Annotated in this window: 13 protein-coding genes; 6 read left to right on the forward strand and 7 right to left on the reverse strand. The window is 73.7% G+C overall.

The features are described 5' to 3' along the window. Together ETD83_RS14990 and ETD83_RS14995 are read left to right on the forward strand one after the other, a co-directional pair. The coding region (locus tag ETD83_RS14990) for an AMP-binding enzyme (RefSeq protein ID WP_407921484.1) at window positions 1-293 on the forward strand (293 nt) is incomplete at its 5' end. 65 nt (window positions 294-358) lie between these two features. Continuing rightward, a complete protein-coding gene (locus ETD83_RS14995) occupies window positions 359-1285 on the forward strand; it encodes an AMP-binding protein (RefSeq protein WP_138645733.1) in 927 nt (308 codons plus the stop codon). A 439-nt stretch (window positions 1286-1724) separates the two neighbouring features. Here the strand turns inward: ETD83_RS14995 and ETD83_RS15000 are convergent, their stop codons facing one another. Beyond that, window positions 1725-3158, reverse strand: a complete 1434-nt coding sequence (locus ETD83_RS15000; RefSeq protein WP_138645734.1) for an aldehyde dehydrogenase — start codon at window positions 3156-3158, stop codon at window positions 1725-1727. A 159-nt stretch (window positions 3159-3317) separates the two neighbouring features. Between ETD83_RS15000 and ETD83_RS15005 the strand changes: the two genes are divergently transcribed. Continuing rightward, complete coding sequence (locus tag ETD83_RS15005; RefSeq protein ID WP_138645735.1) at window positions 3318-3914, forward strand: mycothiol-dependent nitroreductase Rv2466c family protein; 597 nt, start codon at window positions 3318-3320, stop codon at window positions 3912-3914. Between the two features lie 141 nt (window positions 3915-4055). Here the strand turns inward: ETD83_RS15005 and ETD83_RS15010 are convergent, their stop codons facing one another. Together ETD83_RS15010 and ETD83_RS15015 are read right to left on the reverse strand one after the other, a co-directional pair. After that, complete coding sequence (locus ETD83_RS15010; RefSeq protein ID WP_230420922.1) at window positions 4056-4484, reverse strand: deaminase; 429 nt, start codon at window positions 4482-4484, stop codon at window positions 4056-4058. Continuing rightward, complete coding sequence (locus ETD83_RS15015; protein WP_205717682.1) at window positions 4477-5163, reverse strand: RibD family protein; 687 nt, start codon at window positions 5161-5163, stop codon at window positions 4477-4479. The genes ETD83_RS15010 and ETD83_RS15015 overlap by 8 nt, the downstream gene beginning before the upstream one ends. A gap of 117 nt (window positions 5164-5280) precedes the next feature. On the opposite strand from ETD83_RS15015, the gene ETD83_RS15020 reads away from it, so the two are divergent. Together ETD83_RS15020 and ETD83_RS15025 are read left to right on the forward strand one after the other, a co-directional pair. Continuing rightward, the gene (locus ETD83_RS15020) at window positions 5281-6408 is read left to right on the forward strand and encodes an exonuclease SbcCD subunit D (RefSeq protein ID WP_138645737.1); all 1128 of its coding nucleotides are present in this window, start codon (window positions 5281-5283) and stop codon (window positions 6406-6408) included. Further along, on the forward strand, window positions 6405-9428 hold the full coding sequence (locus ETD83_RS15025; RefSeq protein ID WP_138645738.1) for an AAA family ATPase: 3024 nt from the start codon (window positions 6405-6407) through the stop codon (window positions 9426-9428). The genes ETD83_RS15020 and ETD83_RS15025 overlap by 4 nt, the downstream gene beginning before the upstream one ends. Before the next feature lie 40 nt (window positions 9429-9468). Here ETD83_RS15025 and ETD83_RS15030 read toward each other — a convergent pair whose 3' ends face one another. Next, a complete protein-coding gene (locus ETD83_RS15030) occupies window positions 9469-9837 on the reverse strand; it encodes a PH domain-containing protein (RefSeq protein WP_138645739.1) in 369 nt (122 codons plus the stop codon). Window positions 9838-9884: 47 nt separating this feature from the next. Further along, complete coding sequence (locus ETD83_RS15035; RefSeq protein WP_205717683.1) at window positions 9885-10337, reverse strand: MarR family winged helix-turn-helix transcriptional regulator; 453 nt, start codon at window positions 10335-10337, stop codon at window positions 9885-9887. Between the two features lie 102 nt (window positions 10338-10439). Between ETD83_RS15035 and ETD83_RS15040 the strand changes: the two genes are divergently transcribed. Continuing rightward, window positions 10440-11441 (forward strand): SMP-30/gluconolactonase/LRE family protein, encoded by a 1002-nt coding sequence (locus tag ETD83_RS15040; protein WP_205717684.1) that lies wholly within the window; start codon window positions 10440-10442, stop codon window positions 11439-11441. 47 nt (window positions 11442-11488) lie between these two features. Here ETD83_RS15040 and ETD83_RS15045 read toward each other — a convergent pair whose 3' ends face one another. Together ETD83_RS15045 and ETD83_RS15050 are read right to left on the reverse strand one after the other, a co-directional pair. Beyond that, window positions 11489-15574, reverse strand: a complete 4086-nt coding sequence (locus ETD83_RS15045) for a non-ribosomal peptide synthetase (RefSeq protein ID WP_138645741.1) — start codon at window positions 15572-15574, stop codon at window positions 11489-11491. Further along, entirely contained in the window at window positions 15571-16386 is an 816-nt protein-coding gene (locus tag ETD83_RS15050) for an AMP-binding protein (protein ID WP_171064214.1), read from the reverse strand. Before ETD83_RS15050 ends, ETD83_RS15045 begins: the two co-directional genes overlap by 4 nt. Between the last annotated feature and the right edge of the window lie 80 nt (window positions 16387-16466).

Genomic DNA, 16466 nt, shown 5'->3' on the forward strand with positions numbered 1-16466 from the left:
CCGGCACCCCGCCCGACCCGCCCGGCGAGCCGGAGGCGGTCCTGGCGGCGCACCCATCGGTGGGCGACGCCGCCGTGATCCCCGCCCCAGACGGTGATCTCGGCCTGGCGCCGCACGCGTTCGTGGTCCTGGCGGAACCGGCGTCCGAGATCGACCTGTTGCGGCACGTCAACGGCCACGTTCCGCGGACCCGCGCGGTCTCGGCCGTGCATATCGTGGAGGAGATCCCCCGCATGGCCGACGGGCAGGTCCGGCGGCGGGAGTTGCTGGAACGCGTCGGCCTCATCCCCTGATGTACATATCCGCCTACACATTTCTTTGGATGTGGCGCCGGGTGTGCGGAGCGTACGTTCGGCGCATGCCACAGGCAAGCCCCGCAACGCCCATGGTCGCCGGTACCACGATCACCGAGGCCGTCCTGGACGCGGTCAGGGTCAACGCGGCCCGCCGCCTCGGCACTGCCCTCATCGACCCGTCACGGACACTCGGCTACGCGGCTTTCGCCGACGAGGTGACGGCGGCCGCGGACGGGCTGCGCCGTCACGGCGCGCGTCCCGGCGACATCGGCGCGATCCACATCTCGGGCGTCTGCGACCTGGCCCTCGCCGTCCATGCGGTCTCGGCGTCCGGTGCCGTCCCGGCGCTTCTTCCGCCGGACGCGAAGGCCGCCGAGGCCGCCGCGCTGCTGAACCGGTCCGGCGCCCGTTTCCTGCTGACCAGCGAGGACACCGCGGCCCGCACCCTCGCGGCGGCGGAACACTCGTATGTCAGGCAGATCTTCGCGTTCGGGGACGTCCCGGGCACGACTCCGTTCGAGCGGCTGCTGGAACAGGGCCCGGAGGGCGGCGCCCCGCCGTCCCCCGACCCGCTGCGCGACCCGGCGCTGCGGCTGTGCGCACCGCCCGAGGAGATCACGCACGCCGACCGGCTCGCGGACCTCTACCGTCTCGGCGGCGCGCTGGGCCTCGGCCGCGGCGACGTGCTCGCCCTCTCCGGCCGGGACGTCCCCGCCCCGACTTGGATCGGCCTGGCCGACCTGTGCCTCACCCAGGGCGCCACCGCTGTCGGCGTCCCCGGCTCTGGCACGCGTGACCTCCTCGAAGCGATCCTCGACCATGGCGCCACCGCCGCGGTCGTCACCCCCGCCAAGCTCCGGGCGATCGCGTTCGACCACGGCCGCATCCCCCTCACGGGCGTCCGGCTGCTGTTGACGGGCACCCCGTCCGCCGAAGCGGTCCGCACCTGCCGCAACCGTCACGCATGGACGGTGTCCCCCCTCTGCTGAACCCGCGACTCCGCCGTGCTGACCCGCGATACCGCCGTGCCGATCCGCGACGCCGCCGTGCCGATCCGTGGTGCCGTGCCGATCCGTGGTGCCGTGCCGATCTGCGATGCTCCGTGCTCGCTTCGCCATGGTTGTGCTGGCCTGCGATGACGGGGGTTGCCTGCGACGTCTCACGCTGGCTCCCCGACGAGTCGTGCTGGCTCGCGATGGTCGGCCCTGGCCTCGCGACCCTGGGCCGACCTTGCGATGGCCGCGGCGCGTTGTGCTGGCACTGCGACGAGTGGTGCTGTCTCCGCGACCTCGGCCAGCCTCATTCGGGCGGTGTCGGCCTAAGGATGCTGGGCTGGGGTCGCGGTGCTTTGTGCTGAGGCTGCGACGACGTGGGCTGGTCCTCTCGTCGACTCTGTTCGAGCCTGCGGTGAACCTGTGGTGGCCCGGTTTATGACGCTCTGGGGATCGACTTGTGTTCCAGGTAGGCGTGGAGTCCCTCGGGGCCGAGTTCGCGGCCGAGGCCGCTGCTCTTGTAGCCGCCGAACGGTGTGTTCGGGTCGAGGGTGTACATGTTGACGCCGCAGCTTCCGGTGCGGATGCGGCGGGCGACGTCGACGCCGTGGTCGACGTCGGACGTCCAGACCGAGCCGCCGAGCCCGTACTCGCTGTCGTTGGCGATCCGGACGGCGTCGTCCTCGTCCTCGTACGGGATGAGGACGAGCACCGGCCCGAAGATCTCCTCCCGGGCGATGCGCATGTCGTTGGCGACGTCGCCGAAGACGGTCGGCGCGACGTACCAGCCTCGCTCGTGCGGGCGGTTCAGCCCGCCGGTGATGAGCTTGGCGCCCTCGTCCTGCCCGACGCGGATGTAGTTCTCGACACGTTCCTGCTGCCGCTGCGCGACGAGCGGGCCGATCTCGGTGCCGTAGTCGGCGGGGTCGCCGACCGCCAGGCCGCCGACCATGGCCGCGAGGGCGTCGGCGACCTCGTCGTAGCGGCGGCGGGACGCGAGGATGCGGGTCTGCGCGGCGCACGCCTCCCCGTTGTTCATCAGCGACGCCAGTTTGAAGCCCTCGACGGTGGACGCGAGGTCGGCGTCGTCCAGGATGATCGCGGCGGACTTGCCGCCGAGTTCGAGCGTCACCCGCTTGAGCTGCTCGCCGCACACCGCGCCGATTTGGCGTCCGGCGGCGGTGGAGCCGGTGAAGGACACCTTGTCGACGCCGGGATGCGCAACGAGGTACGCGCCGACCTCGCGCCCGGCCGGGACGATGTTGACGACGCCGTCCGGGATCCCGGCCTCCTCGATCCACTCGGCGAGCAGGTAGCTGTCGAGCGGCGTCTCCGGGGACGGCTTGGCCACCACGGTGCAGCCGGCGATGAGCGCGGGCGCGAGCTTGAGCATGAGCGTGAACTGCGGCACGTTCCACGGGACGATCGCGGCGACGACGCCGACGGGCTCCCGCGTCACGGTGACCGGGCCGAGCATGCCGGACCTTTCGTCCTCCCACGTGTAGTCGGCGGCGAGGTCCACGTAGTACTGCAGCACCATCTGCGGGATGGCGGCCTGTCCGAACACCGAGAACAGGATCGGCGAGCCCATCTCGGCGGTGACCAGCTCGGCCATCCCGCCCTGCCGCTCGGCGTAGATCGCGGACAGCCGCCCGACGATCTCGGCGCGCTCGGCCGGCGTCATCCGGGGCCAGGGGCCGTCGTCGAACGCGCGGCGCGCCGCGGCGACGGCGGCGTCCATGTCGGCCTCCGTCCCCTCGGGCACCCGTCCGATCACCTCCTCGGTGTGCGGGGAGATGACGTCGATCGTGCCGGTGCCGGACGGGGCGGCCCACTCGCCGCCGATGAACAGCCGATCGTGCTCGCGCATGCTGCCGTGCCTCCCTGCCCCGGCGGAACCCAGGCCGGATCCGCCGGGCCGATCCAGGTAACCGAATGCTTGCTTGGTTACAGCATCGCATGCGGTTCCCGGGCGTTGGCAAGAGAAATGAGACTCGTGTCTCATCGCCGTCCGGGTATAAACCGGGCCATGACCGAGACTGCCGACATCTGGTTCGACCCGTCCTGCCCCTACACCTGGATCACGTCGCGGTGGCTGCTGGAGGTGGCGGAGGTCAGGCCGATCGAGCCGCGCTGGCACGTGCTGGGCCTTGCGGCACTGAACGAGGGCCGCGACGACGACCCGGAAGGCGACCCCGAGGGGTACCTCTGGATACCCGCCCGCGTCTGCGCCGCCGTCGCCGGGAAGGCCGGGCATCAAGCGCTCGGACGCTTCTACACCGCGCTCGGCACCCGCTTCCACGAGCGTGGCGAGATGGAAGCGCGGACGTTCACCGACGCCCTCACGGACGCCGGCCTGCCCGAAGAACTCGCCGCCGCGGCGGAGTCGGCGGAGTACGACGACGCCATCCGCGCCTCGACCGCCGAGGGCATCGGCAGGGTCGGCCCGCACATCGGCACGCCGGTCATCGCGGTGGGGGAGAAGGCCTTCTTCGGCCCGGTCATGTCGCGGATCCCGCGCGGCGAGGACGCCGGGCGCCTCTGGGACGCGACACTCGTCGTCGCCGCCGTCCCCGGCTTCCACGAACTCAAAGGACGTCCACACGCCGAACCCGACTTCTCCTAGAGCCCGGACTGGGAGATCGGTTTCTCTCGAAGGCGGTCTTCCACCTGAGGCCGGACTTTCCGCAGGCCGGACTTTCCGCAGGCCGGGCACTCTGTGACTCGGGCCCGGGAGATCTAGATTTCTTCGAGGGCCCGGATTGTTCTAGAGGAGGTGGGTGTTCGGTTCGCGGGCGCGGGCGGCCAGGTCGGGGAGTTCGACCACCTCGATGCCCGCCGCGGCGAGGAGTTCCGCGCCCGTGCCCTCGGCGAACAGCGCGGGCTCGCGCCAGGCGAACACGACGCGCCGGGCGCCGGACGCGATGATCAGTTTCGCGCACGGGCGGGGGCGCGACGCTCGCCGGCCGCACGGTTCGAGGGAGCTGTAGACGGTCGCGCCCGCCAGGTCGCCGGTGGTCTTGGCGAGCGCGGCCTCCTCGGCGTGGTCGTTCGGGTCGTCCTCCCGGGAGTGGCCGCGCGCGATCTCGCGCCCGTCCGCGCCGACGATGACCGCGCCGACCGAGAACGCGGTGCGGGACGGCGGGCACAGGGCCGCCAGGTCGCAGGCCAGCTCCAGCCAACCGAGATCATCCACGCGCGGCCCCGGTGAGATAGCGCAGCAGCGCGAGATCGCCGATGCGCGTGACCTCCTCCAGCCGCATCGGACGGTCCGGCGACTGCGGGAACACCCCGGACTGGACGAAGCGCGGCGCCGACGGGTCGCCGATGAAGAACGGCGCGACGACGAGCTGCAGCTCGTCCACGACCCCGGCGGTGAGGAACAGCGTGTGGACGCCCCCGCCGCCCTCGACCATCAGCCGCCGGACGCCCCGTGCCGCGAGGTCGCCGAGCATCGTCGCGAGCGCGGGCGGGTCGCCGGCGTCGACGACCTCGGCCAGGCCGTCCAGCCGCGCGGCCAGCCCGCCGGCCGTGCGGGACGGCGCGTACACCAGCTTCGGCGACTCGCCCGTGGTGAAGAACCGCGCGCCGGGATCGAGGTCGCCGCTCCAGGTCAGCGTCACCTTGGTGAGGTCGGGCGGCAGGCCGCGCTCGGCCCGCTTCGCCCGCCGCCGCTCGGACCTGACCAGCAGCCGGGGGTCGTCCGCCCGGATCGTCCCGGCGCCGACCAGGATCGCGTCGCAGCCGGCGCGCACCGCGTCGACCCGGTCCCAGTCCGCGGCGCTGGAGAGCCGGAGCCGCTCGGGGCTCGCGTCGTCGATGTACCCGTCGGCGGACATCGCGCAGCTGAGCAGCACATAGGGACGCTCGCTCACGCCGTCACCCTACGGCAGCGCCGGAACCGGGCGGCCGGTGGGATTCGAAGATTGTTTCGAGGCGCCCGGCGTTTCTGCGCGGGATGTGTCGGACGGGATGCCTATGGTTGCTGCGACATGCGACTCCTGCACACCTCCGACTGGCATCTCGGCAGATCGTTTCACCGGGAGGATCTGCTGGCCGCGCAGGCGGCGTTCGTCGACCATCTGGTCGAGACCGTGACGGCGGAGCGGGTCGACTGCGTGCTGGTCTCCGGGGACGTCTACGACCGGGCGCTGCCGGCCGTCGACGCCGTCCGGTTGTGCGACGAGGCGCTGCGGCGGCTCGCCGCCCTCGCCCGGGTCGTGCTCATCGCCGGCAACCACGACTCGGCGCGCCGCCTCGGGTTCGGGTCGGCGCTGATGGACGCGGCCGGTGTGCATGTCCGCACCGACTTCGCGACGGTGGGGGAGCCCGTCGTCGTCGGGGACGCCGCGGTCTACGGCATCCCCTACCTGGAGCCCGAGCTCGTCCGCCAGCCGTGGGGCCTCGACGAGCGCAGCCATGCCGCCGCGCTGACCGAGGCCATGCGCCGCGTCCGGGAGGACGCCGCCCGCCGCGACCTGCGCTCGGTCGTGCTCGCGCACGCGTTCGTCAGCGGCGGCGCGGCGAGCGAGAGCGAACGCGACATCTCGGTCGGCGGTTCCTCGCACGTGCCGGTCTCGGTGTTCGACGGCGTCGACTACGCGGCGCTCGGGCACCTGCACGGGTCCTGGCGCATCACCGACCGTGTCCGCTACTCCGGCTCGCCGCTCGCGTACTCGTTCTCGGAGGAGCGGCACGTCAAGGGGTCGTGGCTGATCGACCTTCAGGACGGCGGCATCGCGGCGGAGTTCGTGGAGGCGCCCGTCCCGCGCCGCCTCGCCCGGGTGCGCGGCCGCATCGACGACCTGCTCACCGACCCGTCCCATGACCGGCTCGAAGACCGCTGGCTCCAGGTGACGCTCACCGACCCGCGCCGCCCGTCCGCCGCGATGGAGCGGCTGCGCCGCCGGTTCCCGCACACGCTGGTCCTCGGCTTCGAGCCCGAGGGCGGCGAGGCGGACGCCGCCCGCACCTGGTCCCGCCGCGTCCGTGAACGGTCCGATCTCGACATCGCGGGCGACTTCGTCGCCGAAGTCACCGACGGCCCGGCGACCTCCGCCGAGCGCGCCCTCCTGGACGAGGCGTTCGAGAGCTGCCGCCGCAAGGAGGCCATGGCGTGAGGCTCCACCGGTTAGAGGTCAGCGCGTTCGGGCCCTTCTCCGGCACGGAGGAGATCGACTTCGACGCGCTGTCCGACGCCGGGCTGTTCCTCATCCAGGGCCGCACGGGCGCGGGCAAGACGAGCATCCTCGACGCCGTCTGCTTCGCGCTGTACGGGCAGGTGCCGGGCGTCCGGAACGCGGTGAAGGGCCTGCGCAGCGACCATGCGGCGCCCGGCGACGGGCCGCGCGTGGTGCTGGAGACGACGATCCGGGGCCGCCGGCTGCGCATCTCGCGCTCGCCCGCCTGGGAGCGGCCGAAGCTGCGCGGTTCCGGGACGACGACCGAGCACGCGAAGGTCGTTCTTGAGGAGTTCGAGCACGGCGCGTGGGTCGGGCTCACGACCCGGCTGGACGAGGCGGGCGACCTGGTGTCGCGGATGCTCGGGATGACCGCCGTCCAGTTCTGCCAGGTCGCGCTGCTGCCGCAGGGCGAGTTCGCGGGATTCCTGCGCGCGGGCGCGGACGAGCGCCGCAAGGTGCTGGAGCGGCTGTTCGCGGCGGAGGTGTTCACGCAGGTCGAGAAGTGGCTGGCCGACCGCCGCGCCGCGACGGGACGCGAGGCCGCCGAGCTCGGCGCGGCGGCGTCCTCGATCGCCGACCGCATCGCCGAGACGACCGGCGCCGAGCCGCCGCACGCGGAACGGCCGGCCGTGCCCGCGCCGCGCCGGCCGGAACAGGGAGCGGAGCCGTTCGCCGGGGTGGAGGCGCTGCCCGCGTGGGCCGCCGAGCTGGCCGGCGGGCACGAGGACGTCCGCGCGAGCGCCGAGGAGCTGCGCCGGGAGGTCGCGGCGACGCTGCTGGCCGCCCGCACCGCCCTGGACGACGCGAAAGCGCTCGCCGAACGGCGCCGCCGCCACGCCGAAGCCGTCGCCCGCCGCGACGCGCTGCGCGAGCGCGCCGCCGACAAGTCGCGGATGGCGTCGCGGCTCGACGCCGCCGCCCGGGCCGACCGGGTCGTCCCGCTGGTGAAGGCCGTCGAGATCCGGCACCACGAGGCGGCGCGGGCGCGCCGCTGGGCCGACGAGACCCGCGCCAAGGCCGGCGCGCTCCTGCCGCCGAACGCCTCCGAGGACGTGCTGGCCAAGGCCGAACGCGCCCGCCGGGACGAGATCGCCGCGCTGGAGGGCAGGCGCGCCACCGCCGCCCGGCTCCGGCGGATCGACGCCGAGCGCACCGCCCTGGCCCGTGACCTGGCCCGGCTGGAGCCGGAGGAGGCGCGGACCGCCGCGACCCTCGCCGAGCTGCCGGGCGTCGTGCAGGCGCGGCGCGCCGAGCTGGACGAGGCCCGCGCCGCCGCCGCCGGACGCTCCGGAGCCGAGGCCGCCGTCGCCGAAGCCCGCCGCCGCCTCGACGCCGCGCAGCGCCGCGACCAGGTCGAACACCGGCTCACCGAGGCCGAGGAGGCGCACCGCGACGCCGTCGACGCCGCGCAGGACGCCCGCCAGCTCGTCCTCGACCTGCGCCAGGCGCGGCTGGACGGCATGGCCGCCGTCCTCGCCGGCGACCTGGCGGACGGCGAGCCGTGCCGGGTCTGCGGCTCCACCGAGCACCCGGCGCCCGCCACGTCCCTCGCGCTGATCCCGACCGAGGAGCAGATCGACCAGGCCCAGGGCGAGTCCGACCGGGTGCAGGCTCTCCGGGAGCAGACCGGCAAGGACGCCGAGGCGCTCCGCACCGAACGCGACCACCTCCTCGACATCGCCGGTGAGACGGTCGCCGAGATCCTCGCCGAGGAGGTCGAGGGCGCCGAGCAGGCGCTCGGGGCGGTGGTGGCGCGCGCGGCCGAGGCCGAACGGCTGGAGATCGTCCTCCACCAGCACGAACAGGAGCTCGACCAGGTCCGCGACCGGCGGAGCGAGATCGTCCTAGCGCTCACCGAGAACCGCACCCAGGAGAAGGAGCTGGCCGCCGAGCAGGCCCGGCTGTCCGGAGAACTGGACGAGGCGCTCGGCGGCGACGCCACCCTCGAAGCCCGCATCGCCCGGCTCGGCGGCGAGGCCGACGCGCTCGCCGGGGCCGTCGAGGCGCTGCGCGAGTCCGTCCGCGCCGCCGGGGAACTGGCCGCCGCCCGCGCGAGCGCCAAGGCGGCCGCCGGGGCCGAGGGGTTCCGCACGCCCGACGAGGTCGTCGAGGCCGCGATGACCGACGAGGACCAGGGCGTCCTGCGCGACCGGATCCGCGGGCTGGACGACGAGGAGGCCGCCGTCCGCGACCTGCTCGCAGACCCCGCGCTGGCCGCTGCCGCCGCCGGGCCCGCCCCCGACCTGCCCGCGCTCGAAGCGGCCCTCCACGCGGCCGACGCCGCGCACGCCGGGGCCGCGTCCGCCGCCGACCGCGCCGGGTACCGCTGCGATCGCCTCGCCGAACTGCGCGAACGGCTGGACGCGGCCGTCCGCGCGTGGCGTCCCGCCGCCGGACGGTACGAGGTCGCCGAACGCCTCGCGGGCCTCACGTCCGGCAAGCACCACGCGAACCGGCACGCCATGTCGCTGCCGGCGTACGTGCTGGCGGCCCGCCTCGAACAGGTCGTCGCCGCCGCGAACGAGCGGCTGTCGCGCATGTCCGGGGGGCGCTACGCGCTCGTCCACACCATGGAGAAGGCGGCGGGCGACCGCGCGAAGGGCGCCGGGGGCCTCGGCCTGCGCGTCACCGACGCCTGGACGGGCCTCGACCGCGACCCCGTGACCCTGTCGGGCGGCGAGTCGTTCATCACCTCGCTGTCCCTGGCGCTCGGTCTCGCCGACGTCGTCACCGCCGAGGCGGGCGGCGCCGAGATCGGCACGCTGTTCGTCGACGAGGGGTTCGGCACCCTCGACGAGGAGACGCTCGACGAGGTCATGGACGTCCTGGACGGCCTGCGCGACGGCGGCCGGGCCGTCGGCGTCGTCAGCCACGTCGCCGAACTGCGCGCCCGCATCCCCGCGCAGCTCCGCGTCACCAAGAACCGCGCCGGGTCCACCGCCGAGGTCGTCGTCTGACCCGCCGCCCCGGCGGCGATCCCGGCCGCCGCGCCGCAGGTCAGGACGAGATGTGCTGCAGGATCACGTTGTGGACGTGGTGGCTCTTGTCGCTGCCGCGGAACTCGACCTCGTAGGTGTGCGTGCCCACGTTGATCGCGATCGTGCCGGTGGAGAAGTACGACCCGGCCCACGACTTGTTGCTGACCACGCTCACCGAGGTGATCTTGGAGTAGGGGACGCTGGTGATGGCGTACTTCTTGCCGGCGAAGCTCCTGTCCTGGACGATCACCCGGCGGTCGGTGAGGCCGATGAACCCGGTGCCCGTGCCCACCGCGTCGTAGACGGCGATGATCTGCTCGCCGGGCAGCAGCCCGCTCTCGATCTGCTTGAGCTGGCCCGACCTGTCGTGCTGGACCTCGTCGCCCATGCGTCCTCCCGAGTCGTCGCGTTCGTTGCGGTTCGTAGAGGAGTGTCTCAGTCGGTGCCGGTGGTCCGGGCGCCTTCGAGGAAGCCGACGCAGCGGCCCAGCAGCTCGACGAGCGTCGCGCGCTCCTCGTCGGTGAACTCGGCGGCGAGGCCCCGCTCGACGCGCACCGCGCGGACGTCGGCGTCCGCGAGCACCGCCGCGCCGTCGGCGGTGAGCCGGGTCTCCAGGATGTTGCGGTGCCACTCGTGCGGGGTGCGCTCGATCAGCCCGCGCTCCTGAAGGTTCTTCAGGACGGTGTTCATCGTCGGCGGAGTGACCGCGCAGGCCCGGGCGAGCGCGGCGGCGGACATGCCGGGGTTCTCGTCGAGGAGGAGCAGCGCGGCGTACTGCGGCACCGTGAGCCCGCTCGGTCTGACCGCCGCCTGCTTGGCCCCGTTGAGCGCCTGCTCGGCGCGCTTGAGATGGGAGCCGATCCGCTCCGACGTGGGCATCGAGGTCATTTCCGCATGGTAGCGAGCCGTCGAAGAGAAGACCGTTGACGATCATTAGAACTCTAATTAATGTATGTATGCATCTGAATGAGTGACCAGGAAGGAGTTCTGGTGCGTCTTCATCGCTTAACCTCCACCGCCGCGCTCGGCACGGCCGTGCTGCTCACCTCCGTGCCGGCGGTTCCGGTCGCGGGCGCGGCCGTCCACGCGACGGCGTCGCGGGCGCGGGTGTCCGCCGCCTACGTGCTGCCGGGCGACCGCGTGTACCCCGAGGGCATCGCCGCCGATCCCCGCACCGGCGCCATGTACGCGGGGTCGTTCCAGGACGGCACCGTCTACCGGATGACTCCGGGCCGGCGCGTGGCCGAGGTGTTCCTCCCGGCGGGCACCGACGGCCGCCGCACCGCCAACGGCCTGAAGGCCGACCGGGCCGGACGGCTGTGGGTGACCGACTCCACGGCCGGGGTCTCGGTGTACGACACGCGAACCCGCCGACTGCTGGCCCGGTTCGACATCCCTGGGAACGAGGCCCGGTTCGTCAACGACCTGGCCATCGCCCCTGACGGCAGCGCGTACATCACCGACAGCGTCCGGTCCGTCGTCTACCGCGTGACGCCCCGCGACCTGGCGGAGGCCCGCGGCGGACGCGCCGTGCTCGTGCCGCGCTTCGACCTGGATGACGCCCTCGAACCGCACGGCCCGGGCGACTTCACCTTGAACGGCATCGTCGCCGATCCCGCCGGGCGCTTCCTGCTGACCGCCGACATGCACGGCGGCGACCTGTACCGGCTGGACGTCGCGTCCGGCGCCGTCCGCAAGGCCGTCCTGTCCGGCGGCGACATGCGCAACGCCGACGGGCTGGAACTCCAGCACGGACGGCTGTGGACGGTCCACAACCTCGACAACGCCATCAGCCGCTGGCGTGTCGCGCGCGACGGCACAGGGGCCCGCCGCGAGCGCGCCCTGTCGGACGCGTCGCTCCAGCTTCCGACGACGCTCGTCCGCAGCCGGGGGACCCTGTACGTGGTGCGCTCGCAGTTCGACAAGGGCGGCCCGCTCGGCGGCGGGACGCCGGAGATCCCGTTCACCGTCGCCGCCGTCCGCGGGATCTGACCGTCCGCGAGGCCGGGCGCCGCGCGGAGGGAGGGCAAGCCGAGGCCCTACGCCGTGCCCGGGCCCGTGCCCGCGCTCGGCTCCGGGGCGGGGTCGCGGACGGCGGCGATCTCCTCCAGGACGCCGCCGAACGTCCAGCGGCCGCGCCGCCCGGTCGGTCCGAGCGAGGCCCGGGACCGCCACGGGTCGGGCCGCTCGCCGGGACGGGCCGGACGGGACAGCACGATCTCCCCCTCCGTCCCGGCGGGCACGGGCATCCCGAAGCCGTCGAGGACGTAGACCCTGTCGCCGGACAGCGAGGCGTCGCCCGCGGACGAGGCCCACTCGTCCAGGACGAGCGTGAGCTCCTCGTCGTCCAGCAGCGTCTGCTCGCCGTACCGCGCGGACGGGTCGCGGGTCATCAGGTCAAGGGCGCGCAGGTAGTACCCGCCGAGGCGGCCGGCCTGCTCCGCGCTGATGACGTTCGCGTAGTAGTGCAGGCTGAGCTGGATGTTGTCGTCAGAGAAGTGACGGGAGAACTCCGCCCGCAGCACGAACTCCGTCTCGGCCCGCACCTGGACGTTCAGCAGGTCGAACCCGGGCAGCCGCTTCAGGTCCTTCAGCAGGTGGAAGTGGGTGAAGCTGAATGTCGTCTCGAACAGGCCGTCCCGCGTCGCCAGGTCCTGCTTCATCCGGGCCATCGGGTAGCGGCGGTGCGGGAGGAGGCCGATCTCGGCCTGGTGGATGTCCCGCACCAGGCCGGCCCAGGTGCCGCCGTCCAGCCGGATCCGGAACGGGACGGTGTTGAGGAACATCCCGATCGCGCGGTCGGCGCCCTCCAGCTCAGGACGGCCGCTGTGCTCGTACCCGGTCATCACGTCTGGGGCGCCGCCGACCAGGCCCAGCACCCGCAGATGCGCGGCCATGAGCACGTTCTTCACCGGGACCGACATCCGCTCCGCGAGCCGCACGATGCGGTCGGACAGGTCCAGCGGGACGTCGACGTGGCTCGTCGCCACGGAGAACTCGCCGCCGGGCGGGACCGACGCGGGCACCGCCGTGCGCGGCCGGTCGGCCAGGACGTCCGCCCAGAACGCGCGGGACTCGTCCGACTCCAGCGCGCGCCGCTCCAGCCCGAGGAAGTTGCGCGAGTGGTCGTCGCGCTCCTCCGGTTCGATCTCCTGCCCGGCCCGGAGCCGGTGGTAGAGGTCGAACACCTCCGCGTGGACGAGGTTGACGCTCCAGCCGTCGAGCGTGGAGTTGTGCAGGCTGAGGTTGTAGCGGTAGAGGTTCTCGCCGAGGATCTGCACGTCCAGGCGGATCAGGGTGCTGGGGACGCCCCAATCGAACGCCCGCTCCTTCTCGGCCGCGAGCCAGGTGTCGTACCAGTCCTGCTGCTCGGCGGTGGACATGCCGCGCAGGTCCGTCACGTCCAGGGGGAGCGGCACGTCCCGGTGGACGATCTGCAGGTACTCCGCGTAGCCGTCGAGGTGGTAGGTGGTGCGCAGGATGGGGTTGCGGCGCACCAGGATCGCGACCGCCTCGGCGAAGACCTCGGCGTCGAACGGGCTCTGGATCAGGTGGCCGATGATGTCGTGGTGGTGCGCCGTACCGCGCGTGATCTCGCTCTGCTGGATCAGCCCGGCCTGGAGCATGGACAGCGGGTAGGCGTCCTCGGCGCCGGCGGGCAGCCGGGCCCGGTCGTCCGCGGAGATCAGCGAGAACGGTTCGGACCGGTGGTGGCCCGGCTCGTCCGCCTCGGTGCCCGGACGCGGCTCGGCGCGGCCGGTGAACGCCGGTGCCTTCGCGGGCGGGCCGGGCAGTGCCCCGCGGTCGAGCTGGCCGTCCGGGGTCAGCGGCGTCTCGTCCAGCACGACGATGCGGGACGGGACCAGGTGGTCCGGCAGCGTGAGCCGCAGGTGGACGTCGAGTTCGGCCTCCGTGACCGGCACCGGCGCGGCGGCGTAGCCGACCAGGGCGGGCTGCCCGGACGCCGCCGCGCGGGCCACCACGGCCGCGTCGGCGACCGCCGGATGCGCCCGCAGCGCCTCCTCGATCTCCGCCGGCTCGACCCGGAAGCCGCGGATCTTGATCTGGTGGTCGATGCGGCCGAGGTGCTCGATCGTGCCGTCGTCCAGCCGCCGGGCGAGGTCCCCGGTCCGGTAGATCCGGTCCTCGCCCTCGAACGGGTCCGTGACGAACCGCTCCGCCGTCAGGCCGGGCCGGTGCAGGTAGCCGCGGGCCAGGCCGGCACCGGCGACACAGAGTTCCCCCGGCACGCCCGCGGGCAGCGGCCGCAGCCGTCCGTCGAGGACGTGGAGCCGGACGTTGTCGACCGGGCGGCCGATCGGCACCCGGTGCGGATCCGGGTCGTCGCACCAGTGGTAGGCGACGTCGACGGTGGCCTCGGCCGGCCCGTACAGGCTGGTCAGGACCGGGCCGCCGGTCAGCGCGGGGCCGCCGCCGGCCGGGCGGAGCAGCTCGTGGAAGCGGTGCACCAGGGCCGGGCTCAGCGCCTCGCCGCCGGCGAACACGTGCCGCAGCCCGGCGAGCCGGCGCAGCTCGTCCGGCTCGGCGGCGGCGTGGTCGAGGAACGAGCCGAGCATCGACGGGACGAAGTGCAGCACCGTCACCCCGGCCCGGGCCACGGCAGCGACGATCGCGGCGGGATCGTGCTGCGCGCCGGGCTCCAGAAGGCAGACGGCCGCGTCGGCGGTCATCCACCAGAACAGCTCCCAGACCGAGACGTCGGTCGAGATCGGCGCCTTCTGCAGGATCACGTCGCCGGGCCCGATCGGGTGGGCGCGCTGCATCCAGGCCAGCCGGTCCACCACGCCGCGGTGCTCGACGGCGACGCCCTTCGGTCCGCCGGACGAGTCCGAGGTGTAGCTGACGTAGGCGAGATCGGCGGCGGTTCCCGGGGCGTGGACGGGCCCGTCGCGGTCGTCGTAGCTCGCCGGGTCGGCGAGGTCGACCGTGGTCACCCCGGTGGGTAATGCGTCCAGGTACTGGGGCTGACCTACCACGAGCGTCGCGCGGCTGTCGGTGAGCAGGTACTCGATCCTGGCGCGCGGGTGGCCGGTGTCGATCGGCAGGTAGGCGCCGCCCGCCTTGAGGATCGCCAGGATCGCGACGAGCATCTCGGGCGAGCGGTCGGCCAGGACGCCGACGATGACGTCCGGTCCGACGCCGCGGCCGCGGAGCGTCCAGGCGAGCCGGTTGGCGCGGCGGTCGAGGACGGCGTAGCTCAACCGCTCGGCTCCGGCGATGACCGCGAGCGCGTCCGGGCGGACGGCGGCGCGGCGCTCGAACAGCTCGTGGACGCGGACGCCGTCGTCGACCGGCACGGCCCGGTTCACCAGCGACACCAGCCACGCGTCGTCGTCGGCGTCCCGCAGGACCAGGTCGCCGAGCGGGGCCTTCGGATCGGCGGTGAGCCGGCCCAGCAGGCCGGACAGGTGCCTCGCCAGCCGCCGGGCCGTCGCCCCCTCGAAGCGGCGGGAGTCGTAGCGGACGGTCAGGTCCAGCCCGTCGCCGCTGGAGCGGGCGAAGCTGAACGTGACCGGGACGGGGACGAGGTCGTAGGGGATCGGTTCGTGATGGCCGTCCAGCGCGACGGCCACGTCGAAGAGCGGGTTGGTCTGGGCGCCGGACGGGAGTCCGAGCCGGTCGGTGAGGACCATCAGGGGGTAGTCCTGATGGCGGGTCGCTTCCCTGATCGCCGCCGCAGCGGCGCGGGTGAGGGACTCCAGAGTGCTGTCCGGGCCGGGCCGCAGCTCCAGCGGAAGCGTCCAGGTGAGCGGCTCGGCCCCGCGGCCCGGGTCCCGGCGTATCGGGCTGCCGAGCACGAGGTCCCCGCCGGAAACCTCGTCGGAATGATCGCCGGAGTAGAGGTGGAGGAGCGCCGCGACCCCGGCGACGAGCAGCGTGTACAGCCCCGCGGCGTCGCTCCGGCTCATGCGGTCGAGCGCGGCGGTCGTGGCGGCGTCCAGGACGGCGGTCGCGGCCCGGGGCCGCGGCGGTAAGGCGCGGTCCGGGGCGCGGTCGGGCATGAAGCCCGCCTTCCGCCACCCGGGCGCGAGCCGGTTGTGCCAGTAGGCGGCCTCCAGCGGGCGGCGGGCCGCCTCGGTCTCCAGGTCCCCGAGCGTCCTCATGATCGTTCCCGTCCGGTCGTGGTGATGGACGCCGGGCGGCGCTCGGCCTCGCCGGGCTCCGCCCGGAGGCCGCGGGCCCCCACCTGGTCGTCCAGCCGGCCGAGGAGGTCGATCGTGCCGTCCGGATGCCGGCGCGCCAGGTCGCCCGTGCGGTAGTGCCGGTCGCCCGCGCCGAACCGGGCGGTGGTGAAGACCGCGGCGTCGAGCTCGGGCCGGCCGAAATAGCCGTCGGCGAGGCCGTCGCCGCCGACCAGCAGCTCGCCCGGCACGCCGATCGGCTGCGGCAGCCCGTCGAGATCGACGACGTGGGCGGTGGAGTTGGCGATCGGGGCACCGATCGGGATACGGCCGGACGGCGGCGCGCTGACGTGGTGGGTGGTGGAGAACGTCGTGTTCTCGGGGGGCCCGTAGCCGTTGAGGACGCGCAGCCCGGGGCATGCCTCCAGCACCCGCGCGATGCTCAGCGCCACCCTGTCGTGGCGGCGCACTCCGCGTTCCCGCAGCGTGGCCGCCAGCCGCCCCGCACGTTCGGCGAGGTCGCCGTAGGTGAGCGAGACGTCGCCGTGGACGATCGCGATCCGCGCCGGACGGGCCGCCGCGTGCGAGGCGAACAGCTCGTGGATCGAGGCGTCGCGGGGATAGTCCCGCCGGGTGGTGTCGAGGACGTCCACGTCGAAGCCGTTGGTCCCGGTGTACTTGCGGGCCACGGCCAGGAACGCCGCCACGATCATCGCCCCGGCGCCGTCGAGGGCCCGGCCGCCGAGCGGCAGAATGGCGGTCGCGCGGTCGGGCGGCGCCGGCGGAATGATCACATCCCGGCCCGAGTCGGCCGCGGGCGGAAATCGACATGAGACAGATCTATTGATCATGCAGAGCCTCCCCGTCAGGCTTT

Source organism: Actinomadura soli (assembly GCF_005889715.1).
Lineage (GTDB): Bacteria > Actinomycetota > Actinomycetes > Streptosporangiales > Streptosporangiaceae > Spirillospora > Spirillospora soli.